Origin of the sequence: Nostoc sp. DedQUE07 (genome assembly GCF_034530975.2) — a bacterium.
Taxonomy (GTDB): Bacteria; Cyanobacteriota; Cyanobacteriia; order Cyanobacteriales; family Nostocaceae; genus Nostoc.
This window is the reverse complement of record NZ_JAVRCC020000002.1, coordinates 263,708-287,725: the sequence shown is the minus strand read 5'-3', so window position 1 is coordinate 287,725 and position 24,018 is coordinate 263,708. Positions and strand designations below refer to the sequence as shown.

Annotated in this window: 15 protein-coding genes; 9 read left to right on the top strand and 6 right to left on the bottom strand. The window is 41.7% G+C overall.

Going from position 1 to position 24,018, the window contains the following annotated elements; all coding sequences use genetic code 11:
* Nucleotides 1-69: 69 nt before the first annotated feature.
* On the top strand, nt 70-1,146 hold the full coding sequence (locus tag RMZ95_RS02470) for a PIN/TRAM domain-containing protein (RefSeq protein ID WP_322683435.1): 1,077 nt from the start codon (nt 70-72) through the stop codon (nt 1,144-1,146).
* 67 nt (nt 1,147-1,213) lie between these two features.
* Here RMZ95_RS02470 and RMZ95_RS02465 read toward each other — a convergent pair whose 3' ends face one another.
* On the bottom strand, nt 1,214-2,056 hold the full coding sequence (locus RMZ95_RS02465) for an Rpn family recombination-promoting nuclease/putative transposase (RefSeq protein ID WP_409882133.1): 843 nt from the start codon (nt 2,054-2,056) through the stop codon (nt 1,214-1,216).
* 518 nt (nt 2,057-2,574) lie between these two features.
* Here RMZ95_RS02465 and RMZ95_RS02460 point away from each other — a divergent pair.
* The 3 genes from RMZ95_RS02460 (at nt 2,575) to RMZ95_RS02450 (ending at nt 8,659) form a co-directional block, all read left to right on the top strand.
* Complete coding sequence (locus RMZ95_RS02460) at nt 2,575-4,521, top strand: amino acid transporter (protein ID WP_322683433.1); 1,947 nt, start codon at nt 2,575-2,577, stop codon at nt 4,519-4,521.
* Nucleotides 4,522-4,745: 224 nt separating this feature from the next.
* Nucleotides 4,746-7,988: a PAS domain-containing protein gene (locus RMZ95_RS02455; RefSeq protein WP_322683432.1), complete on the top strand. Its 3,243-nt coding sequence runs from the start codon at nt 4,746-4,748 to the stop codon at nt 7,986-7,988.
* Between the two features lie 98 nt (nt 7,989-8,086).
* Nucleotides 8,087-8,659 (top strand): 2OG-Fe(II) oxygenase, encoded by a 573-nt coding sequence (locus RMZ95_RS02450; RefSeq protein WP_322683431.1) that lies wholly within the window; start codon nt 8,087-8,089, stop codon nt 8,657-8,659.
* 35 nt (nt 8,660-8,694) lie between these two features.
* Here the strand turns inward: RMZ95_RS02450 and recR are convergent, their stop codons facing one another.
* Together recR and RMZ95_RS02440 are read right to left on the bottom strand one after the other, a co-directional pair.
* Entirely contained in the window at nt 8,695-9,252 is a 558-nt protein-coding gene (gene recR / locus RMZ95_RS02445) for a recombination mediator RecR (RefSeq protein WP_322683430.1), read from the bottom strand.
* 273 nt (nt 9,253-9,525) lie between these two features.
* Complete coding sequence (locus RMZ95_RS02440) at nt 9,526-10,563, bottom strand: aldo/keto reductase (protein WP_322683429.1); 1,038 nt, start codon at nt 10,561-10,563, stop codon at nt 9,526-9,528.
* 637 nt (nt 10,564-11,200) lie between these two features.
* Between RMZ95_RS02440 and RMZ95_RS02435 the strand changes: the two genes are divergently transcribed.
* From RMZ95_RS02435 to RMZ95_RS02425, 3 genes are all read left to right on the top strand, one after another.
* Nucleotides 11,201-13,093 carry a lipoxygenase family protein gene (locus RMZ95_RS02435; protein ID WP_322683428.1) on the top strand — a complete coding sequence of 631 codons (1,893 nt, stop codon included), beginning with the start codon at nt 11,201-11,203 and terminating at the stop codon, nt 13,091-13,093.
* Between the two features lie 78 nt (nt 13,094-13,171).
* The gene (locus tag RMZ95_RS02430) at nt 13,172-14,521 is read left to right on the top strand and encodes a cytochrome P450 (protein ID WP_322683427.1); all 1,350 of its coding nucleotides are present in this window, start codon (nt 13,172-13,174) and stop codon (nt 14,519-14,521) included.
* Nucleotides 14,522-14,924: 403 nt separating this feature from the next.
* The gene (locus RMZ95_RS02425; protein WP_322683426.1) at nt 14,925-15,485 is read left to right on the top strand and encodes a hypothetical protein; all 561 of its coding nucleotides are present in this window, start codon (nt 14,925-14,927) and stop codon (nt 15,483-15,485) included.
* Nucleotides 15,486-15,736: 251 nt separating this feature from the next.
* Here the strand turns inward: RMZ95_RS02425 and RMZ95_RS02420 are convergent, their stop codons facing one another.
* The gene (locus tag RMZ95_RS02420) at nt 15,737-16,234 is read right to left on the bottom strand and encodes a GNAT family N-acetyltransferase (protein WP_322683425.1); all 498 of its coding nucleotides are present in this window, start codon (nt 16,232-16,234) and stop codon (nt 15,737-15,739) included.
* Nucleotides 16,235-16,600: 366 nt separating this feature from the next.
* Here RMZ95_RS02420 and RMZ95_RS02415 point away from each other — a divergent pair, with 366 nt between their 5' ends.
* Nucleotides 16,601-17,953, top strand: coding sequence for a serine/threonine-protein kinase (locus RMZ95_RS02415; RefSeq protein WP_322683424.1), 1,353 nt, complete (start codon nt 16,601-16,603; stop codon nt 17,951-17,953).
* Between the two features lie 174 nt (nt 17,954-18,127).
* Nucleotides 18,128-19,147 (top strand): tRNA-dihydrouridine synthase family protein, encoded by a 1,020-nt coding sequence (locus RMZ95_RS02410; protein ID WP_322683423.1) that lies wholly within the window; start codon nt 18,128-18,130, stop codon nt 19,145-19,147.
* A 28-nt stretch (nt 19,148-19,175) separates the two neighbouring features.
* On the opposite strand, the gene RMZ95_RS02405 is transcribed toward RMZ95_RS02410, so the two are convergent.
* Both RMZ95_RS02405 and dpdE read right to left on the bottom strand, forming a co-directional pair.
* Nucleotides 19,176-19,979, bottom strand: a complete 804-nt coding sequence (locus RMZ95_RS02405) for an oxidoreductase (RefSeq protein WP_322683422.1) — start codon at nt 19,977-19,979, stop codon at nt 19,176-19,178.
* Between the two features lie 295 nt (nt 19,980-20,274).
* Nucleotides 20,275-23,583, bottom strand: a complete 3,309-nt coding sequence (gene dpdE / locus RMZ95_RS02400) for a protein DpdE (RefSeq protein ID WP_322683421.1) — start codon at nt 23,581-23,583, stop codon at nt 20,275-20,277.
* Nucleotides 23,584-24,018: the final 435 nt, after the last annotated feature.

The following is a 24,018-nucleotide window of genomic DNA, read 5'->3' as shown; positions in this document are numbered from 1 at the left end:
TATCTTACCGATAAAATAAAAAATACTTAACTTTATCGGTTAACACAGTTACAGGAAAACAAGACAACCATGCTTGACGCCATTATTATTTTCTCATTTATCCTAGCAGCGTCGGGAATAGGGTTCTACAGCATTGAACTACTACCCAATGGCACCCTAGATCAGGTAACGAATCTAGAAGCTTTACGCTTAGTTGTTGCCGTCTTTGCCGCTATTATTGGTGGTGCGATCGGGCTGAGTTTCCAGACGACATATCGTCGCCTAGAATCACAAGTCAAAGAAATGCCTCTGGAAGCGATTTTAACTCGTGCCATTGGCTTAGTGATTGGGCTATTACTAGCCAACCTGATGCTAGCCCCACTATTTTTGCTCCCGATCCCGGCGGATTTTGGATTTATTAAGCCATTGGTGGCAGTTGTCGGTAGTATCATCCTCTCCGTCACTGGCATGAATTTGGCAGACACCCACGGGCGAGGCTTATTGCGGTTCATTAATCCCAACACCGTTGAATCGATGGTAGTGGAAGGAACATTAAAACCAGCCAATACCAAAGTTCTAGATACTAGCTGTATTATTGATGGTCGTATTGAAGCCTTACTAGAAACAGGGTTTTTAGAAGGGCAAATTCTCGTACCGCAGTTTGTCTTGCAAGAACTCCAACAAGTAGCGGATGCTAGCAAAGACCAAAAGCGGGTGCGGGGAAGGAGAGGACTAGAAATTCTCAATCGTATTAAGGAAGATTATCCCGATCGCATCTTGATTAATACAATTGACTACGAAGATATTCCCACAGTGGATGCCAAGTTAGTACGCTTCGCCCAAGAAATTAGCGGCACACTGCTAACCAACGACTACAACTTGTCTAAAGTCGCCAGTGTTCAGAAAGTACCTGTTTTGAATGTGAATGATTTAGTGAATGCTGTCCGTCCCAGTTATTTACCTGGCGACAACCTGGATTTAAAAATCCTCAAGGAAGGCAAAGAACCCAGTCAAGGCATTGGCTACTTAGATGACGGCACAATGGTAGTTGTTGAAGAAGGTAGCAGTTATGTGGGTGGTGAACTGCGAGTAGTAGTTACCAGTGCTTTACAAACTACAGCAGGAAGAATGATTTTTGCCAAACCCCAAGCTTCAGCATTGGCGTGAAACAATGGGATGTTTGTTCAATTCGAGTGACACTTGCTAATCGGTGCAGTTAACCTGCACCGATTATTTATTGATTGGACTCACGAGACTCATTTACCTGTAAATACTGTAACTGCTCAATTGATAACCCTGTCACCTTGCCGATCGCCTCTAATGGCATACCAGTACTAAATAGATTTCTTGCCACTTCGAGTAATGCTTCAGCCTTACCTTCAGCCTTACCTTCGGCCTTACCTTCGGCCTTACCTTCGGCCTTACCTTCAGCCTTGCCTTCAGCTTTACCTTCTTGTAGAATGTCTTGATAAATCGCTGACTCGCGCATAATATCTGACCTCAAAACTTGTTTAATAACCTCTTTATCTAATACTAAACCAGCTAAAATCGCTGTAGAAGCAGCAATATTACTTTGAGTTCTTAATTCTGTAATCCCGTTAATTTCCCGTGCAACTTCGGTAAGTATAACTTCTGGATCGATTGTATTGCTTAAGACCGCTAAAGGTAAGAGTCCAGGTGTTCTCAAAAATACTTCTGTAGGTTGTTCCCAAAGTCTGATAACTGCAAATTCATGTCGTGTCCCAGGAATTGTAAATGTATTTTGTTGCACCAAATTTGAATTTGTTTGCTTGAGGTAAATTACAACTTGATGCATTGCTTTGTCTGGAAAGCGGCGATATGCTCGTAATCGATAGTCAATCATCCGAAAAGGAATTTCTGCATCGACTTGGGTTTGAAATTCCAAATGCAATATGCTTTGCTCCGACTGCAACAGAATTAGAGCATCAGCCCGAATCGGTTCGAGAGATAATTCTTTTGGACTTAGTTCTGTTAAATTAATAGATTCGCCTAATAACCATGTAGCGAAGTCACTGGAGAAGTTCTCAACCAAAAACTTGCAGATATTGTCAAACATCTGAATTAGTGTAGTTGGTGCAGATGGGTTCGCATGATGCTAGAAACCTATCTAATACATTGTTTGTATATTGTGTTCGACTATATGCCCATAATTCTATCAAACTAAAGTCTGCGGCTACACAAACAGAGTTATAGATTAGCAGGCTAATTATCTTGTGGTCATTTACACAAACATCATATAACTAAAAGTGACTTTTATTTTAGGGTTGATTTGTTGATTGCGTACATACCAAGTTTCGCAGCGTCGTTTTTTATAATTTATACGGCTTAAAGGTGCTAAGAGCGCAAAAGCGTTAATCCCAAAATATACAGTTGCAGTATTGATTATTCCTATACCAAAACCTGCAACCGATCTCGATCTGGTAGACGACTACGAACTACTGCTATATATTTTGTAAATGGGACAGGATGCTTAACATACGATAATAGTGCTATGCCTTTGTAGTTAAAAATTTTAATAAACCACGAAGGCTTTAAAAAATCACAAAGCCGACTTTTGCAACACAACCGTATTTGATGGCTAAATCAATTGTTTCAACAAAACGGCTCGGCAGTCAGTTAATCCACTGGTTGCTTGAAGAAAACCGACAAGAGAAAAAAGGGCCTTACCGCAAGGAAGAAGCACATCGCCAGCATTCTTGGTGGCAGGTGATGTGCTTGACTGGTGTAGATTATTTCTCTACCCTTGGTTATCAACCTGGGATTGCAGCACTGGCAGCTGGCGCTCTTTCTCCTATAGCTACCTTGATTCTGGTTTTGCTGACGCTGTTTGGAGCGTTGCCAATCTATCGACGCATTGCTGCCGAAAGCCCTCATGGTGAAGGGTCGATCGCAATGTTAGAGCATTTACTTTCCTGGTGGCAAGGCAAATTACTTGTACTGTGCTTACTTGGGTTTGTGGCAACTGACTTTATTATTACTATTACTTTGTCAGCTGCTGATGCCACAGCCCATATCGTCGAAAATCCGCTGACACCACATTGGCTTCACAATCAGCCGATCGCAATTACCTTGATATTAGTTGCATTACTAGGTGCAGTTTTCTTGAGAGGTTTCCGAGAAGCCATTGGGATTGCAGTAGTTTTGGTGGGAGCTTATCTGCTGTTAAACTTGATTGTCGTTGGCGTCGGTGTGTATCAGATATTAAATCACACAGAAACGATTCCGAATTGGCAAACTGCACTTTTTGCACGCCATTCTAACCCTTTGATTCTAATCGGCATCTCTCTCCTCATCTTCCCCAAACTCGCACTGGGATTGTCAGGTTTTGAGACTGGTGTTACCGTTATGCCCCTGGTTAAAGGTAGCAGTAACAGCACTTCGCAGCATCCCAAAGGGCGGATTCGGAATACACGCAAGTTGCTCACCACTGCTGCTCTAATTATGAGCTTTTTTTTGCTTACCACCAGTTTTATAACCACTCTATTGATTCCAGCCGCAGAATTTGCATCGGGGGGCAAAGCTAACGGACGGGCCCTTGCTTATTTGGCACATTTGTATTTGGGCAATGGCTTTGGCACAATTTACGATTTAAGTACTATTTCTATTTTGTGGTTTGCAGGTGCATCTGCAATGGCAGGGCTATTAAATATCGTGCCTCGCTACCTACCACGCTATGGCATGGCGCCCAATTGGGCACGAGTAACCCGACCTTTGGTGTTAGTCTACACAGCGATCGCTTTTGTTGTCACAATTATCTTTAAAGCAAGTGTAGAAGCCCAAGGTGGGGCTTATGCAACTGGTGTACTGGTGTTGATCACCTCAGCCGCCTTTGCCGTCACCTTATCAGCCCACCGTCACCGACAGAAGCGGGCCAGACTCGTTTTTGCCATCATTACACTGCTATTTTTATATACCACCATTGTTAATATCATCGAAAGACCAGAAGGGATTAGGATTGCTGGGTTTTTCATCGGTGCGATCATTTTTACCTCGCTGGTTTCTCGTGTTTGGCGTTCAACGGAACTGCGGGCAGAGCGAATTGAAATTGACGAACTTGCTAGGCAATTCTTTGCCGAAGATAGCGAGGGAACAATACGACTGATTGCAAATCGCTTGAATACAGGCGATGTCCTAGAGTATTTTATGAAAGAAAAAGAGGTACGCGAAGACAATCATATTCCAGCCAACGATCCAATTCTGTTTCTAGAAATCCATGTATCCGATGCTTCGGAATTTGCGGATGTAATCGTAGTAAAAGGGGTGCAAGTTGGCGATTATCGCATCCTCCGGGCTGAAAGTGCAGCAGTACCGAATGCGATCGCAGCTTTACTACTTTACATTCGCGACCAAACTGGTAAGATTCCCCATGCTTACTTCGGCTGGGTTGAGGGAAATCCCATACAATACCTATTGCGTTTTATCTTGTTTGGCGAAGGTGACATTGCTGTAGTTACCCGTGAAGTACTGCGTCGGGCTGAAAAGAATCCCCAGATGCGACCTGGTATTCATGTTGGGGGTTGATTGAGGAGTGCTGAGTGCTGTTAGCGGAAAGCTAAGGTTTAGCCCGTGCTGAGTGCGATTATTACTTTTTTACTCAGTACTCGTTACTCAGCACTCAGCACTGTTTCGGTGATAGAAGTAGCGATCGCAGCTTTTACCTCAAATTGGAAGAAATTGCCTTAAAATTTATGTAAATATCAGTCGCTCAATCTAAGATTAACTTTAAAATTATTTCACTTTTTAGAATGCCAGACGCGGAAAAGTTTTACAACCAGCTGGCTAATCACAAGCTGCTGCATCGGCAAGTTAGTAAAAAGGCAAAATCTTCGCTAGTAGCCAGTCAAGAAGAAGGAATGGTGCTTCACTTTCCTGATGGCACTATCCAGGCTTGCAATGCCGCTAGCGATCGCATTTTGGGACTGACCGCCCAACAGCTTGTGGGGCAAAATTTGCTCGATCCCAAGTGGAAATTTATTCATGAAGATGGTTCTCCTTTACTCAGTGAAACTCACCCTGCGAGGGTTACTCAAAATACAGGTAAACCTTGCTTAAATGTGGTGTGTGGCTTTTATAAGCCAAATGGTGAGCTAGTCTGGCTATTGTTTTCCTCGCAACCTCTGTTTAAAACTGAAGGAAGCAATCTGTATGCGATCGTGACAACTTTTTCGGATATTACGGAATCTAAGCACGCTCAATCAGAGGAAGATTGTAATTGCGAACAAGATACTCAACGATTTAATGCAGATGAATTTCAAATACTGTGGGATAGTCATCGTCTGTTTCAACAAATTGCTGGCACTCTTCCGGGGATAATCTACATTTATGACCTAATTGAGCAGCGAAATTCTTACGTTAATTACGAAATTGCTCAAGGTTGGGGCTATACACCAGCAGAAATCCAGGCGATGGGAAAGGAGTTATTTACTCAACTTCTACACCCTGAAGATTTGGCTCGACTCCCTAGCTATTTGGAACAATTTAATTCTGCTTATCAGGGTGAAGTCCTCAGCTTTGAATACCGAATTCGACACGCTAATGGAGAGTGGCGCTGGTTTTGTAGCTATGACACTGTGCACAGCAGAACTGCTGATGGATTGCCGCAATATCTTTTGGGGATCGCTTTTGATATTACAGAGCGACGACACATAGAAATTTCTTTGCGGCAAAGTAACGAAAGGTTTGAGCTAGCAGCGGCGGCGGTTAATTGCCTAATCTATGACTGGGAGATTGGCAGAAATACTGTGGAAAGAACTCAAGGTCTAACCGAGGTTTTTGGCTACACCCAACAAGAAACAGAACCTACTTTCCAGTGGTGGCAAGAACGCATTCATCCCGATGACCAACAAAGAGTTAACGACCAATTCATGGCTAGTATGGCCAATGGAAACCGTTATCGGATTGAGTATCGCGTGCGTCACCAGGATGGCCGCTATTTGTGGGTGGTAGATCAGGGGTTTGCAGTCCGGGATGAAAATGCTCAGGTGGTTAGGGTAGTTGGTGCGAGTACTGATATTACCGAACAGCAAGCTGCTAATTGGGAACGTCAAAAAATTGAAACAAATCTGCGCGAGAGTGAAGAACGGATTCGGTTGGCCACTAATGCTGCTGAACTGGGTATGTGGTTTTGGAATATCACTACTAACGAGGTAATTTGGACAGAGAAATGTTATCAACTGTTTGGAGTGTCCCTAGAAGCCGAAATCAGCTTTGAGATTTTCCTCAACTGTGTATATCCAGAAGACCGCCAATGCATTCATGAAGCGATCGCCCGCTCTCTGGAGGAAAATGTTGAGTGTGACATCGAATACCGCACCCTTTGGCCTGATGGTAGTATTCATTGGATTGCTGCTAAAGGTCGCGTCTTTTATGATGCCGAGGGTAAGCCAGTACGAATGATGGGTACTACCCAGGATATTACCCAACGCAAACAGGTAGAAAATGATTTGCGCCAGCGCGAAACTCAATTAAGGCGGTTAGTTGATTCCAACATTATTGGCATTATGTTCGCCACTCCTGATTACATTACTGAGGCGAACGAGGCTTTTTTAGAAATGGTGGGTTATACGCGAGAGGAACTTTTAGCGGGTAAAATATACAGAAAACACATCACCCCACCTGAATATCACGATCTCGATCGGCAGGGGCTAGAACAACTTTTAACAATTGGGATATGTACTCCTTTTGAAAAAGAATACATCCGCAAGGATGGTTCCCGCATTCCGATACTAATTGGTGGTGCCTTGGTGGAACGAGACCCCGTATCTTGGATCTGTTTTATTCTTGACTTAACCCCCAGGAAACAATTAGAAAAAGCACTTAGGCAACAAGCAGAGGAACTCAAACAGGCAAACCGAAATAAAGATGAGTTTCTCGCAATTCTCTCCCACGAATTGCGATCGCCCCTCAACCCGATTTTAGGGTGGTCATCGCTACTCAAAAGCCGCAAATTTGATGAAGTGACTACAAATCGTGCTTTGGAAACCATCGAAAGAAATGCTCAATTGCAGATTCAATTAATTGATGAGTTGCTCGATGTCTCTCGAATTATTCGCGGTAAGTTAAACCTGACTTTTGCCACTGTTAACTTAGTAGCTGTAATTGATGCTGCATTAGAAACAGTCCGGCTAATTGCCGAAACTAAATCTATCCAGATTAAAGTACAGGTTGACCCCAATGTTGGTAAAGTGTTAGGCGATTATAATCGCTTACAGCAAGTTGTCGGGAATTTACTCTCGAACGCAGTCAAGTTTACTCCCTCTCGTGGTTCAGTCGAAGTCAGCTTATCATTGAGTAATGAATTAACTTCTCCCTCAGCATTAATTCAAGTTAAAGATACAGGCCAAGGTATTTCCCCAGAGTTTCTACCCCAAGTATTTGAATATTTTCGTCAAGCTGATAGCAGCACAACCAGGACATTCGGCGGACTGGGACTGGGATTAGCAATAGTTCGTCACTTAGTAGAGTTGCATGGTGGTACTGTAAAAGCAGCCAGTCCAGGAATTGGACAGGGAGCAGTTTTTACTGTCAGACTGCCCGTGATGAAGGAAAGTGACGGTTCAGAGAAAGCAGGAGGAGCGGGGGAGAAATTTAACTCGTCAGTTCTGCGTGGACTACGGGTCTTAATTGTTGATGACGATCTTGACACACGGGAGTTTTTGCACTTCTTGCTACAACAGAATGGGGCGTTGATAACTGCCGCAGCATCGGTAAAAGAGGCGCTTACAATTATAGCACAGGCTGTACCTAATTTATTAATCAGTGATTTAGGAATGCCAGAAATGGATGGCTACAGCTTGATTAAGATGCTTAGAGCCATGCCCAAAGAGGAGGGCGGGGAAATTCCGGCGATCGCTCTTACCGCCTATGCTAAAGAAAGCGATCGCGATCGAGTTTTAGCGGCTGGTTTTCAGAAACACATTGCCAAACCAGTACAACCAATTGAATTACTAACCTCAATTGCAGATTTGCTAGGGCAAAATCATCGCTAAAACTCTATTTCTGTCCATTGGATTTTAGGCTCAACTGAACTGTATTGGGTTATAAATAATACACTATTCATCAAGCTTAAATCTCAATCGACTTAACCATGACCAAGAAAGATTTGCTTCGCAACCAAATTTTCACGCTGGAAAATATTCTTTCGCCAGCAGAATGCGCTGAATATATTACTTTAACAGAAAACATTGGCTATGTAGATGCTCCTATTACTACCCACCGAGGTTTTGAAATGCGTCCCGACATCCGCAATAATCAGCGCGTTATTTTGGATGACCAAGAGCGTGCTTTTGATTTATGGCAGCGTGTGTCAAATTATATCCCCAACACCATTGGTAGATGGCATCCAGTTGGGCTGAATGAGCGTTTTCGTTTCTATCGCTACGATCCAGGTCAGAGGTTTGCACCTCACCATGATGGTGCTTATCGACGAACTAATGGTGAGGAAAGTTTATTGACTTTCATGATTTATCTGAATGAAGGCTTTGAAGGCGGCGAAACCCGCTTTTATCTTCCTCAATATTACCAAGATTTATCTAATCTAGCTGTGCTTCCAGTAAGAGGTATGGCTTTGTGTTTTGTCCACGAACTAGTACATGAGGGCGCTACTATTATCCAGGGGCGAAAGTACGTCTTGCGATCGGATGTTATGTACAGTCAATAGTCGAGAAAGTGATTAACCAGCAAAATCAACAAAACTTAATCTAACTCCCGACGGCCTTCCAACGCCCTCGCCAAAGTAACTTCATCTGCGTACTCCAAATCGCCGCCTACAGGTAAACCAAAAGCAATCCGCGTCACTTTGGTAAATGGTTTTAATAGCTGACCGATATACAAGGTTGTTGTCTCCCCTTCTACACTCGGACTAATTGCCAGAATTACCTCTTGAGGTTTTTGCTGACTCACCCGACGCTGTAAAGGTAGTATATTTAGCTGATCTGGGCCAATTCCATCAATTGGCGAAATCACCCCGCCCAAAACGTGATACTTGCCTTTGTATTCGCGGGTTTTTTCTAATGCAATCACATCACGAGGATCTGCAACAACACAGATAGTGTTATTGTCACGGTTGGCATTGCGGCAAATTTCACAAACAGGTTCAGCAGATAAGTGAAAGCAAACAGAACACAAGCCTATCTGTTTTTTTGCCTCAACTAAAGCTTGTGCCAAAGCTTCTACTTCTGCTTCTGGTCGCTTCAAAATATGCAAAGCCAGTCGTTGGGCACTTTTGGGGCCAACTCCCGGTAGGCGTTGCAATTGTTCAATTAACCGTGCTAAAGGGCGTGCGTAAACCGTTGTCTTGTCTCCAGAATGTTTTCACTCTAACTATGATGACATTTTTTGAGTACTTCCATCAGGCACAACACTTCTAACTCGCGATCGCTTAGTACAGCATTTCATTAATTTGTAGCAAATTAAATTTCGCAATACCTTACAATGCCAATGCATCCCCTTGCAATGTTAATGCGTGCCCCTGCAATGTTCCAAATTGCTTTCATCCTTAGTTTTCAAACACGCCCTAGCAAAAACTTATCCTAACCACTCAGGATTTTTGGCTGTACCATCAAATTGGTTAGTGGTTTTAAACAGTTCATACTGACCTTTGAGAGCAGCTTGGCGAGTCCGATTCAGTAAGGCTTTAACTTGTTCCTGGCTCATGGGTGTAAAAGTACGTACTGCCTCGAAAGCCTGGTTTAAGATAGGCATACTTTCAATGCCTGTAATCACCGTTGAAGTTGGCAGATTCATCGCGTAATGCAGACATTCGATAGGTTTGACCACATTGCTTTTGAGGATATTTTGGTCGCCCATTGATTTCATCCCCAGTACAGCAATTCCGTCTTCAACCAGTCTGGGTAAAACTTGCTTCTCAAAACTGCGGAAATGGGCATCCATAACATTTAACGGCATCTGCACTGCATCAAAACGGAAATTGTTTTGATTGGCAACTTCCAACATTCTCAGGTGTACTAAAGGGTCTTTGTGTCCAGTAAAGCCTATGTAGCGAATCTTGCCAGCTTTTTGTGCTTCCACAACTGCTTCCATCGCACCACCAGGGGCAAAAATCCGGTCTGGGTCTTCCATGCGAATAACTTCATGATGCTGCAACAAATCAATGTGGTCTGTTTGCAAACGTTTTAAAGATTCATCAATTTGTTTGGCAGCAGCCGCCTTTGTGCGACCGTCGATTTTAGTCATCAGAAAAGCTTTTTGACGATAACCATTTTGCAGAGCTTTACCCATGCGAATTTCGCTACCTCCATTATGGTAATCCCAGCAATTGTCCATAAAATTAATCCCGCGATCGAGAGCAGTACGGATCAGATTAATACCCTCTTGTTCATCTTTTGGTCTACCAATATGATGACCACCTAGACCAATTACAGATATTTGTTCTTTGGTGCGTCCTAGTTGCCTGTAGAGCATTTCCCCTTTTTTACTCTGGAGTGGGGTAGACTGATTTTGTGCTAAAACCTGTTTGGTTAAACCTTGTAAAGCAAATACCCCGGCTCCACCTAAACCAGAAGCAGAAACTACCTTCAATAAATTTCGTCTGCTAATATCCACAAATTTATCCTTTGACCGCAATATGAGAACTTTCTTTCATAGCTTTGCATGGAGCAAAATTCGTTGCTTCTAACTCTTGAAGGATAAAAGCAGTGAAGTAGAGATAGATTTTTGATAGAGGGAAGGTAATAGAAAAATATTTTATCGTTGTGTAAGTAGAGGAAGCATTGGAGACATCGGCAGCAGAGAAAAAATCTGATAGTTGTATTCCCGCTCTCGTTTCAGTAGTTAAAATGTCAACTGCAACACAATACTTTAGTCCGAAAGTTTTCTTGGAGAATTGTTTTTAAATTTTGGCAAATATTATTTGTATTGCTAAATAGGGCTTGCAAGTTTTTTAAACACAGGACTTGCGCAAAAATAGCCAAAAAGCTTAATTTATCGAGCCACTAAAACGCCTTCGCGTTCGCTTTAGCGTCTGTGAAAGAGAAGCGTCTCGTAGAGAAGAACGCCAATAGTTCGTAGAGTTTGCGTAAGTCCTAAAACATTTAGTGCGTGGTTCAAGAGTTGATAAAATCGAGAAAATTTATTTAGAAAAATTGGAATTTTAAAATTGATTGCGATAATACGTTTAGGTAAATCAAACCTATTTATCTTAAACTATTAAAGTTCCCCGTACTAAACATAAGTAGAGTCAATGACTGCTTCATCACCAGAAAATTTAATCAGTTCATCAAGTACTCATACTTTAGATATAGCTAGACAAGAGTATCAATATAACTACATCCATATTCCATCAATTGCAATGCTAGATCGGCTTTCTATTGCCGAAGAGTTCACCACGAACTGGTATTTTTTATTAGCCCAGCAGTTACGAATTGTGTTTATTAATACCTTGATTGTCAACAGAGGCAATCAAGGTTCTAAATCGATTCGTGATGATGTCGAAAAGTTTATTTTAGAAGCCTTGCTCAAGGGAGCAATACCAGTAAAAATCAGTATTCTGGCAAGAATCTTGCAAATTATCCCTCAGTTTTTACTCAAAGGCATCTCTAAGGATGTTAGAGAACTCGACGATCTTTTTTATTCTATTTTGAAAGAAAACGGACTTGTGATCCTCAGAGATGCCTTAAATAGGATAATTAACCTTCTATACGAAGGACAGCCGACAGGACATGCAACCAGTCTCAAAGACTACGAAAATTTGTTTCAAGTGATTGGTGTGCCAGCGATCGCTAAAACTTACCAAGAAGATGAAGTATTTGCCTATATGCGAGTGGCTGGCTACAATCCCGTCACGATCGCGCGAGTAACTACTTTAGGCGATCGCTTCCCAGTCACAGAGGAACATTACCAAGGCGTGATGGGAACTGACGATTCATTAGCAGCAGCCGGACTTGAAGGCAGACTTTACTTAGCTGACTATAAAATTTTAGATGGTGCGGTCAACGGTACATTCCCACACGAGCAAAAATATCTCTATGCTCCCCTAGCACTGTTTGCCTTACCCAAAGGCTCAGACCTCACCCGTTTATTGCGTCCGATAGCCATTCAATGCGGTCAAACCCCAGGCCCAGATTATCCAATTGTTACCCCTAACTCCGGTAAATACGCTTGGCTTTTTGCCAAAACAATAGTCCAAATAGCAGATGCCAACTACCACGAAGCTGTTACTCATCTAGCAAGAACTCACTTGTTGATTGGTGCTTTTGCGATCGCCACCGCAAGACAACTACCACTTACCCATCCCCTAAGAATTCTGCTACACCCGCATTTTGACAGTACTTTAGCAATTAACGATGCCGCTCAACGGATTCTCATAGCTCCAGGCGGTGGTGTCGATAGATTACTCTCATCATCAATCGATAACTCTCGCGTTTTAGCAGTGCTAGCCTTGCAAAGCTATGGTTTTAACAGCGCCATCTTACCTAAGCAATTCCAACAGCGCGGTGTAGACGATCCCAACCTCTTGCCTATTTATCCTTATCGAGATGACGCGCTATTAGTCTGGAATGCAATTCATCAATGGGTTTCAGACTACCTGAACCTTTACTACCCTACCGATGAAGACATTCAGAAAGATACAGCCTTGCAAGCGTGGGCAGCCGAAATCCCAGCTTACGATGGTGGTCGCATCCCCGATTTTGGCGAAGATGGAGGCATCAAAACGCTCAATTACCTGATTGATGCCACTACGTTGATTATTTTCACTGCCAGCGCCCAACACGCTGCGGTTAACTTTCCGCAAAAAGATTTTATGGGCTACGCCGCAGCCATACCATTGGCAGGTTATTTACCAGCCTCAACTCTCAAAAGAGAAGTTACTGAGCAAGACTACCTTAATTTGCTCCCACCCTTAGATCAGGCGCAACGGCAATACAACCTACTCAGCTTATTGGGGTCTGTGTACTACAACAAGCTAGGTGAGTATCAGCAAGGATACTTTACAGACCAAAAAGTAAAACCATTGCTACAAGCATTCCAGAGTAATCTTCAGCAGGTAGAAGACACTATCAAGCAACGTAATTTACACCGTCCACCCTATGAGTATCTACTTCCTTCTAAAATCCCTCAGAGCATCAACATCTGAATCTGAATCAGGGACAAATGACCAATAACAAATGACCAATGACCAATGACAAATGACAAATGACTCAAAATAAATACCATGACACTTAAAGATAAAGTCCTCAAAAATCACGATCGCCAGCTTTGGCTTGCACCTATACTAGCTAAAGTAGGTTACGATACTGCGATCGGCAAATTTCTCCGCTTGATTTTTTATTACATGGATGCGTCAATCATGCTCAATGCATGGCGAGACTTTCTTTACATCCGTAAGGATAATATTGGAGACAAATATTTTGCAGTAGACCAAGCAATTATGCATTCCTCTCATTCGCAGGTAAGAGAACTAATGCAAACCCAACCACAACTGCGGGGAAATGATTTAGGCATCATCAGAATATTAGCTCCTAGCTACCTGCTGGATAATCCTCTGAGCTTGGGAACGAACGGTAACGAACACACAGGACTACGTACTGTAATCTTACAAGCCTTACCGGAACCGTCAGGGCAGATAGACTTTTTAAGTGATTTAGTTGAGCAAAGCTTGTTAGAAGCTGCTAAACAAGGCAAATTACACATCGGCAATGATTTACCAAAAATCATGCTGTCGAGTTTACATCAACTAGTTTTTCAGATATCTTTATCTGAGGAAGAAATCACAGCATCCGATAGTTATATTAAAGGTTTGGCTCTTGCATCCTTGCCTAATTTTATCAGCAAGTATCTGCTAGCAATATTAACAGCGCCAAAAATTCGGCATCGTCAATATTTAACTAAGCGATATAAACAATCATCTAAATGGGCATCTTACTTTGAAACAGGCGCTCAGTATCAGTTGAACGAACACCAAATTGCTAATACCCTTTTCGATATGATTCATATCGCCGGAACTGCCGGCACAAGTGCGCTTTTAGGATCTGTGATTGGTGTTCTTTGCTTAGATAATACTCTCAGAAATAATGTAGTGTCAGAGGTTAATGCAGTCTGGAATGGCAAGAAAACTTTAGACTCAGACGCTCTAGAAAAGTTAACACTTCTCAATCAAGTGATTTTAGAAACGGCTCGTCTCTATCCACCTGTGCGATTTGTTAGCCAACTCACCACTGAAGCAGGTGAAGTTGAGATTGGAAAACAAAAATGTCCATTCCAAAAAGGTACTCGCTTGCTTGGCTCTATTCTTACAGCTAATCGGGATGCCAATAGATATCAAAATCCAGATGATTTTGACCTAACACGAAATTTTTCAGATATTTTATCTTGGAATGGCGAAGAGCATGAACGAGCCTGTCCTGGTAAATCTTTATCAATTGGCTTTATCAAAATTTTCTGTTTACATCTGTTCCACAACTATCAATGGGACTCAATTACAGAAGTCAAATGGGATTTTGAAAAAGTGACTGCCGTTACTCCTAATAATTTAGTACTACAAGGTTTTGCTCAACGACTGTGAGTAAGGGATTTCCAGTAGGAACGCACAGATGTCATTAGTGTCAACTTAAGCTGAAACTCCTTTAAAACCTCGTTTCTAGCCAGAGGCTAGAAATGCACTTCAATTGCGACTCTGCCGCCAGCAAGGGAGGCGGAGCCTCTAGGACGGCATTCCCAGTCGGAGCAGGGGAACGAGACAATGAGACAATCTAGAAGCTTGTTCTAGGCTGGCTTTCACGTTAAGTTGACACCAATGCACATCTGTGAACCTCTACTTCTCATGCGGAATTATAATTTGGTAATTGTTCTGGATTTTTGAGTTGATTTTACTCTTTTTCTAGCGCCAGATTACTCATCTTTTCTCTGACTCGGTTTGTTAAAAATTTAGGTATTCTTTTAGCCGAAAGGAAGTAATTACAAATTATATGGCTGAATTAATTGAAAAGAAGCAACTTAATAATATTGCAACCTGGATGATTCCAATTAGAGAAACAAACTTACCATCTGTCCTTAAAGGTGTGTTTTTTATGGATGGCAATCCACTGCCAGATACTTGCATTACTATGTACAATTTAGAATGGGATATACAGAATAGGACTTTGCTTTTACCGATATTTGCCCCGTTACAATGGACTTTTCATGACTCGATTGCTGGCTGGATATTACTACGTTCAATTCAATGGTTTAAAGTAAGTTACAAAATTCAGTTTGAAGATGAAACTTTGCAACAAGCTCAAGTCACACCTATTTTTCTAGGAATATCAGTTCCAAAATCAATTGTCAGTTTCACAATGTCCCAAGACAAAAATTATCTCAATGGAGATATTTGGCACAGAAAGAATATTTGGTTTGGCGGACTTTCTCGGGCTGGTGAGTATACTCTTCGTAGGGTTGTTGATAAAGATGGTTCTTATACTCCTGCTTTTAACAATATGCTTACCAGAGTCCAAAATGAATGTTTAGTTATTGAACGCCACTCAAATTGAGCCGACTCATGTTAGTCAGCTAAAGCTTAGAGCCTTGTCGCTCTCCCATTACTAACTTTTGTCACGTTCCAGATTAAGCAAGTAGTAAATAACTAAACGATCCAGATTAGCTACTCAATTTAATTTCAAAGAGAACCTATCAATTAGTTGTACCATTTTGAAAAATGATTGCGACACATGGATTCACACCAAGCCAGACGCACCAAGGCAATTCCCAATCCAAAATCTAAAATCCAAAATCTAAAATGGTATTAGCTATTATACGCGAATATCAAAAACTCAGTGCCTTCATAGATGAACTCTGCCATCTTGCACATACCCATCTTTTGATGTGCTTGAAGTGATGCTTTGTTGTTTGCCTTGATGAACAGTATTCCTTCCCGCTTTGGTTGCAAATCTTTCAACTTAGCAAACATTTTTGCAGCAATACCTTGCCCACGCATAGTTTCATCAACACAAATAGGGCCATACAAGTAAGCATCTTTTGTACCAGGATAGGTTTGTAACATCACCTTTATAATTGGTAGATTAACAGTTGTCTTTGACCAACTGAGTAAGAATCCTACAACTTGACCATTTTTTCGGGCTACAACGCTTGGCATTTGAGAGATAGTCATCATCACAGCCTCTGGTTCAAGATGACCTAACAACATACCACCATGTTCTGCGTCATTGGCTTGGGCCAACTTGACGATTCCACTAACATCACTGGGGGTGGCACGGTCGATCGCTACATCATTGAGACACATACCTGGTTAATATAAATAGGAGAAAGACTTGGAGCAAAAGAATTTTCTTTTAGAAGAATAACAGAGAATAACGCTTTGGGGAACGCATTGCAGAGGCAACTAAACGTTAGGTGAAGTAGCTTTTGATACTTTTATTTGTTTGTAGCACTCTTGTATCTGACAAAAATTCAAAGAGTTAAAGTTGCACCAAAGTAGCGATCGCATGAAACAAGCAGTACACTGCTACTATGCCAACCAAAACTTCTAAAGTGCAAAGTGCGTAGGCGTAGCCTAACCTAAGCATCGCTGTCTTTTCTACTAGTAAGAGTGCTTTTGTAATGGGAATACTTTATATATAGTAATTCCAACAAATAGAACTTCTGTAGTATGAGCTACTGTACCAATATTGATTGCCTACGTCCACAAAATTCTGACAGTTCTCGTTTTTGCAATAGTTGTGGTCAGGAATTATTACTTAAACAGCGATATCGTCTACTCGCGGTTATTGGAAGCGGTGGCTTTGGGAGAACGTTTTTAGCTATTGATGAACATCTTCCAGATCGACCCAAATGTGCAATCAAACAACTATGTTTTCAAAAGGAAAATACTGAGATTTGGCACAAGGCTGTCAATTTATTTCATCAAGAAGCCCTTCGTCTCAATGAACTAGAACACTGTCAAATACCCAAATTACTAGCGCACTTTGAACAAAATCAAAAGTTTTATATCGTTGAAGAATTAGTAGATGGACAAACACTCGCCCAGGAATTACAAAAACAGGGCGTTTTTCAAGAACCGCAAATTTGGGAGATATTAAAAAGTTTATTGCTTACATTGCAATTTATCCATTCCCGACAAGTAATCCACCGAGATATTAAACCGGAAAATATTATGCGCCGTTCAAGTCGAGGAGACCTGGTATTAATCGATTTCGGAGTTGCTAAATTCGCCAATAACATGAAGCAACTTCGTACAGGCACCATAGTAGGTAGCCCAGAATATATCGCTCCCGAACAAATGCGAGGAAAAACATTGCCAGCCAGCGATCTTTACAGTTTGGGTGTAACATGTATTTACTTACTTACCAATGTTTCTCCCTTTGATTTGTTCGATATTGCTAGCGATCGCTGGGTATGGCAAGAACATTTACCAGCATTCAATACTGTTAGCGTTTACCTCTGTGAAATCTTAGATAAACTTTTACAAAATGCCGTTTCGCAACGCTTCCAATCGGCAACAGAAGTTTTACAGATACTGGAGCAACAACCAAAGAAATTGCTAAATTTTTCTAATTATCGTACAGTAAATACTATTGATTGTACGCATTTGCGTGATTTATTAGCAAAGGGAAAATGGGAATCAGCAGATAAAGAAGCTTGGGAACTAATATGTCAAGCGCTAGCAAAGCCTAAAGGTAGCTATATATTTAGTAGCGATCTTGAAAAACTTCCCTGTGAAGATTTGCAAACCATTGACCTTTTATGGGTGAATTATAGTCATAAACGCTTTGGTTTTAGCATACAGACACTTATTTACAAAAACGTCAATGGCGACTATGGAATTTTTTGCAATCAAGTTGGTTGGCATATATACAATTATAGTTCTGCCAATTCGGAATTCAATTTTAGTCTCAAAGCACCAATCGGTCATTTACCCTCACGTCTTTGGATTGGTGGTTCTCAACTGTGGCGCTACCCCAATGCTTTAACTGTAAAATTAGCAGCTTGTGGTATTAGTTAGTTTTGATAAAAAAATTGTTGAATAAGATTACTAATAAACTCCTAGTTTGTAGTGAGCGATTCATCGCTCAAAGCAACGATAATTAGGACTAAAGTCCTCTCTACAAACTTTAATTGATTTACGTCTAGCTATTTATAACTTAACAGTGAGCTTTGTCGATCGCTCTTCATCTTTATGCCCCAGGTATCGCTCCCTCAATCGTTCTATCCACACCTACCTCTCACCGCTCTTGCGCCCATGCAGGATGTGACAAACCTCTGGTTTATGAAGGTGATTGCTCACTATGGCAGTCCTGACTACTTTTTCACCGAATATTTCCGCGTCAATGATACTTCACGGCTCAATCGTGGCATTTTAGCAGCCATCACCGAAAACGACACAGGTCGTCCCGTTTTTGCGCAAATGATTGGCGAAAGCATTCCAGATTTAGTCAGAACAGCGAAGGAACTTTGCAACTATAATATCGCTGGAGTTGACTTGAACATGGGCTGTCCAGCACCTAGAATTTATCGCAAAAATGTTGGAGGTGGATTGCTGCTCTTACCGGAAAAAGTGGATCGGATTTTGGGAGAACTACGGCAAGCAGTTAGCGATCGCCCTTTGACTGTCAAGATGCGCGTAGGCTTTGAAAATACAGATAATTTTTACAAAATTCTAGATATAATCAATCGCCACAGCATTGATTTGCTCTCTTTACATGGTCGCACCGTCAAAGATATGTACCACGGGGCAGTGAAATATGATTTAATCGCTGAAGCAGTTAGACGAGTCGATTGTCCAGTGCTGGCTAATGGCAATATCAACTCAGCGACGACTGCTGTTGAAGTGCTTTCTCAAACGGGCGCGGCGGGTGTGATGGTGGGACGCTGGGCGATCGGGAATCCTTGGATTTTTAATCAAATTCGGCAAGCTTTGCGAAAAGAACCGATCGCGCCCGTTCCTTTGGCGGAGGTACGCAACTATATCGATCGTTTATGGCAAACCCCCACAGCAGCAAATATGCCAGAGCGATCGCGCGTCGGCTATCTGAAAATGTTCCTCAACTACATTGCTCTGAGTGTTGACACTGAAGGTCATTTTTTACGCTTGATGCGACATACTTCTACTGAGGCAGAACTGTTTAACTTGTGCGATCGCGTTCTCCTTACCGATCTGACAAAAACTTTAGCCCTAGCACCTTCTTTGAGCGTGTGATATCGGGCGTTGTCGATTTGGTTGTGATTTATGGTAAATTCAACCGCTTGCGCGCACCAAATCGAAATAAGTTATCTGGCAATATTGCTTTTAAGCGAGGCAACCATTGTGCCTCATTGCCAACACGATAGCGTAATCGTGGCGACCGACTACGAGCAGCAAATAGAATCGTCTGTGCGACTTTTTCCGGATCGTCGCCTTGTGCAATTGCTTGACTAACAGTTGAGCGAATCACATCGCGTACATTGTCGTAATCAGCGTAATTTAATGTGGATGACAACATGGCGTGGTTGAAGTTGGTCTTAAAGTAACCAGGCTCAATTAAAGATATTTTAATATTGAAAGGGTCTAGTTCCACGCTCAATGCTTCACTATAACCTTCGAGTGCAAACTTACTTGCACTGTAAAAACCTTGGCCTGGTGCGCCAATCAATCCCGCCACTGAACTGATATTAATAATATGCCCACTACGCTGCTGTCTCATAACTGGTAAAACAGCATTGCTAACTCGGACAACACCCCAAAAGTTAGTATCAAAAACCTCCTTGGCTTGTTCTAAAGAAGTTTCTTCAATCATGCTGGCATGAATTTGTCCAGCATTGTTAATCACTAAATCAATGCGATTAGTCCGTGCAAGCAACTGTTTGATACATGATTGGACTGAAGACTCAGAGGTAACATCGAGTGTCAACATTTCCACATCTTGTACAGTTGGATGTTCCTTGCGACTAGTACCGAAGACCCAGTAACCTTCTTGAGCAAGCTTTTGAGCAGTTAATTGCCCAAATCCAGATGATGCTCCTGTTACTAACACGACCTTTTTATCAGTCATCGGTTCTCCTTTTGTTTGTGAATTTTTTGATACTGCGATGGATTACACCCTGCTTAATAACAGCGATCGCGTTTTTTCTAAATCTTATTCGTTATTCGTTCATTATTCATTCTCAATAAAAACATAATTTTAGCAGTCCTATACTTTGTACCTCATCTACTTGAGAGCTGCTGTATATGTTTTTATAGCAATACCATCAGTAACACCAGAACAAAAATATCCCCGACTTCTTTAAAGAAGTCGGGGATATCAAGCTCTCAATTAGGATTACAAAGCTATTTAATCACACACCATATCACTCAAATTGCACAAGCGATCGCCCCGATACCACAATAAAACCCACAGAATCAAGCCTCAGAAGCGGCTGACGAATTCCCTCTAGAATAGCTGCATTTAAAGCAGTTTCTACCTTCAATTCTTCAGCTAATGCATTATCCCAACTCTGCTGGTTTAAACGTAGGCGTAATTGTTCTACTCTATTGGCTAATTTCTTTTCGGCGACTTTAGCACAACTTTGACATAAGTCAATAAAATCGGGACGATTGGCAAGTAATTCTGAAGAAGCGTTACGCATTTCATAGCAAAAATTTTGCCATTTACTAGGGTCAACAAAATCGTCAATAATTCCTAAGCGCTCTTTTGCTAAGTTGTAATCTCGTCCTTGATTATTGTTTTTATCTTTATATGGACGTTGCAGAATACTTAAGAGTGCTTTATCTTCAACAACCCGGATTGGCTGCTTGCGACCATCAACATAGATAGTTTCTATAATTGGTGGAAATAGAGCATCAACGCGGCGCTGCAAGTTTTTAAATTGAGAATTATCTAGTTTGTTATCTAGTAAAACTTGTTTGGCAGTTCTTAAATTTGCCTCGACTACATAATTGCACTGGAAACCAAACCACTCTTTCCCTTCTTTCGCGTCCCAAGATGCATCAGTGCGCCACAAAGCAAAGGCTTCACCTCGGTCATCCCAATTGATATAGTTCAAGAGTGCTTCGATAAATCCTTCGCCAACTCGAAAGAGTTTAATACCAGCATTTTGGTTTGCTACTCTGCGATTATAAGTACCAAATTGGTCTAAAGAACTCTCAGCAAAACGGTTTTGTAAATCATTTATCGGCACCAATGTCCGCGTTGTTGGCTGATAACGTCGCAGTTCTGATGAATCGGGGTTATTCAGTCCTCTAAATCCCAGCGCGTCGCAAATCCAGCCTTCAATTGCTCGTTTCATTTCTAGATGACGAGCATCGTAATTATCTAGTTCTTGAAAATACTCGGTAGCAATTTCATCGTTGGCATCAATTTCATCTAGAGCATTTTGTTCGCTAATTTTGGCTATTTCTGTTTCAATTTGCTCTTGGATTGGTGAAACCATCTCTAACAATCCAGCCGCACCTGATTGAAACAAAACTGTTTCTAATTCTGCAAGTTTCTCATCAACATAAAACTGGAGACTGGCAATTGATTGTTGGAAAATACCAAACCCATCTTTTAATACTTTATACCAAGCATTATGAGGGCTATCTTCCAAGTATGGGCCAATCAAGGCACTAGATTGAATGCCAATTTTGCTGCCGATGCGGTCAAGTCTGCCAATTCTCTGCTCTAATTGATTAGGCGACCAAGGCAGGTCAAAATGAATTAACCAATCGGCAAACTGAAGGTTACGCCCTTCTTCTCCAGAGCGATCGCATACTAAAATAAAGCAGTTGGGGTTATTCTTGAACCGATTTAACCCTTCCTCAACTTTGTCTGGTGATTCTCCAAATTGATGGCTGGCTATTGTCTCTGCACCAAAGGTATCAGATAAATACCGGACAATTTCGCCACAAGTTTGCACAAAACTGGTAAATACAACAAATTTGGGCAGAATATCGCCAGTAATTGGTCTTTTAATTCTCTGCTGTATCCTGGTGATAAATTCCTTTTGATTCTTCCGAACGTTTGCGGGAATTTTGAAATAAGTACCTAGCTGATTCAGCAGCACTGTTTTTAAATTTTCCGTCCGTTGTCCGTCCTCTTGAGGTTGACGAACAATTTTTAGTAAAGATTGGAGAATCTCTTCTTCCCCTGAGAATTTGGGGGTTGTAGTTAACAGGCGAACATCATCTTCTTTAAACTCCTGCGTGAGTTTAGCATGAGGTTTCGCAGTTAACCGCGCCGTAATTACTTGCTCTAAAATCCCTAACCAAGTACCAGCAGCGAGAAATAACAGCAGAAAAATTCGCTGATATTGCTTTTCATTAGGAGCAACACTTTGCCATTGATTGAGCAGTTCGTGGATATCAAGCGATCGCTCGTCTAAATCATACTCTTCTTTCGGCGTAAAGTTGCGGTCAAATATCACATCTTCCACCGCCGCGCGACGGTTGCGAAGCATTCGCCGATGTAGTCGATAAATATCACTAACGTGGACGCGAATTGCTTGAACGATTTGCTCTTGTTCAGGAGAATTTGCTGGTAAATTTTCTAAATCATCCGCCAGCTTCAGTAAATACTTATCCTCAGCCAAGAGGTTTCGCAATTGCTGCAAGTTGCTTTTGAGAACCTCTGGTGCTGCACCTTCTTTAAAAGAAAGCAGAAGTTTACCAATTTGCTGACGGCTTTCAACTTTGGCGCGAAAACCTTCTAGATCGCCAATTTTATAGGTTGTCGGGTCGAGCAAGTGCAACATGGCCAGAAAATCCTGCTCGTGATTGAGAACTGGAGTGGCAGATAATAAAAGTAAGCGATCGCTTTTATGAGCAAGTTCTTTGCAAGTCTGAAAACGCTGGCGCACTGTTGCATCCTTAGAGGTTGCCATTGCTGCAATATGATGGGCTTCATCTAAAATTAAGCAGCCTATCCTTGCTTTCAGATTGATTTTATGAATATCTTCAACCGCCAGCACCGCTACCCGTTTGCCAAAATGGGAGATGTAAAACTTGTTTTCTAACTCAGTCCGCCATTGTTTGAGCAAATATTGCGGAACTAATACCACCGCATTTTTTTTCGGTTCATCGAGAAGAAATTGACGCAGAATCGCACCCGCTTCAATGGTTTTTCCCAGTCCCACCTCATCTGCTAACAAGTAGCGTTGAATTGGGTCTTCTAGTACCCGCCGCACTACTTCAACTTGGTGAGGATAAAGATTAATATTTGCCGAAATCAGCCCCGTCATCCCGCGACTCACAGCGCGTTGCTGAATTAAGGATTTCACGAAAGCCAATCTTTTGTCGTGGAAATAGGGCGTTTCGTGACCCTTCATCGCCAGAGTTTGGATGGGGTCTGTATTTGGTAGATTACAACGAACGTAAATATCTTCAACAGATGCGATCGCAGTTTTCTTATCTGGTAAATCAATTTGATACATTTCTGTATCATCATCCCAGATAAAAACTCTGCCCACTATCCATTTATCCTGAGTTTGGGACTTAATATAGCATCGAGCCTGGGGTTCCAGCTTGACTTGAGAGAGCGAACTTAAAGGTAAAGTTTTTTGGAGACGTTGGCCTATAGAGCAGAAATACTCAACGTTTGCATTGGTATCAGATATTTCCGTAACTTTTCCGATACCCAAAGAGTTATTCTGGGACTGTACCAATAAACCAAGCTTAATCATAGATCCAGTCCCCTGAACACACTAAAAGAACCTTCCAGACTAGTTTTTAGCCCATATCTGGCAGTTTTGTCGATCAACATTATAGATAATAACTGGTATTACAGTTTTTGTTAGAGCGATATCTACGACGGGCTACTCGGCGTCGCTCCATCACAACCAATTAATAAAATTAGCAATTTTCAGGTAAATACACCACACAGTAGAGGTACAGCATTGTTGTGCTTCTACAACATATACAGTTCAATTAAATGAAAACTGCTGTAAATTCACATTTCTCAGCAAAGTTTTGCGTAAAAGCGAAACGTTATTAAATGCAGGCTAACGCAATGGCATTGTTTGCCGATGCAATCGCATTGCAGGGTATTGCCAAACTAAATTTGCTACGAATTAATCAAATACTGTACTTAGCTGATTATATGGTGTAACAGATTTACG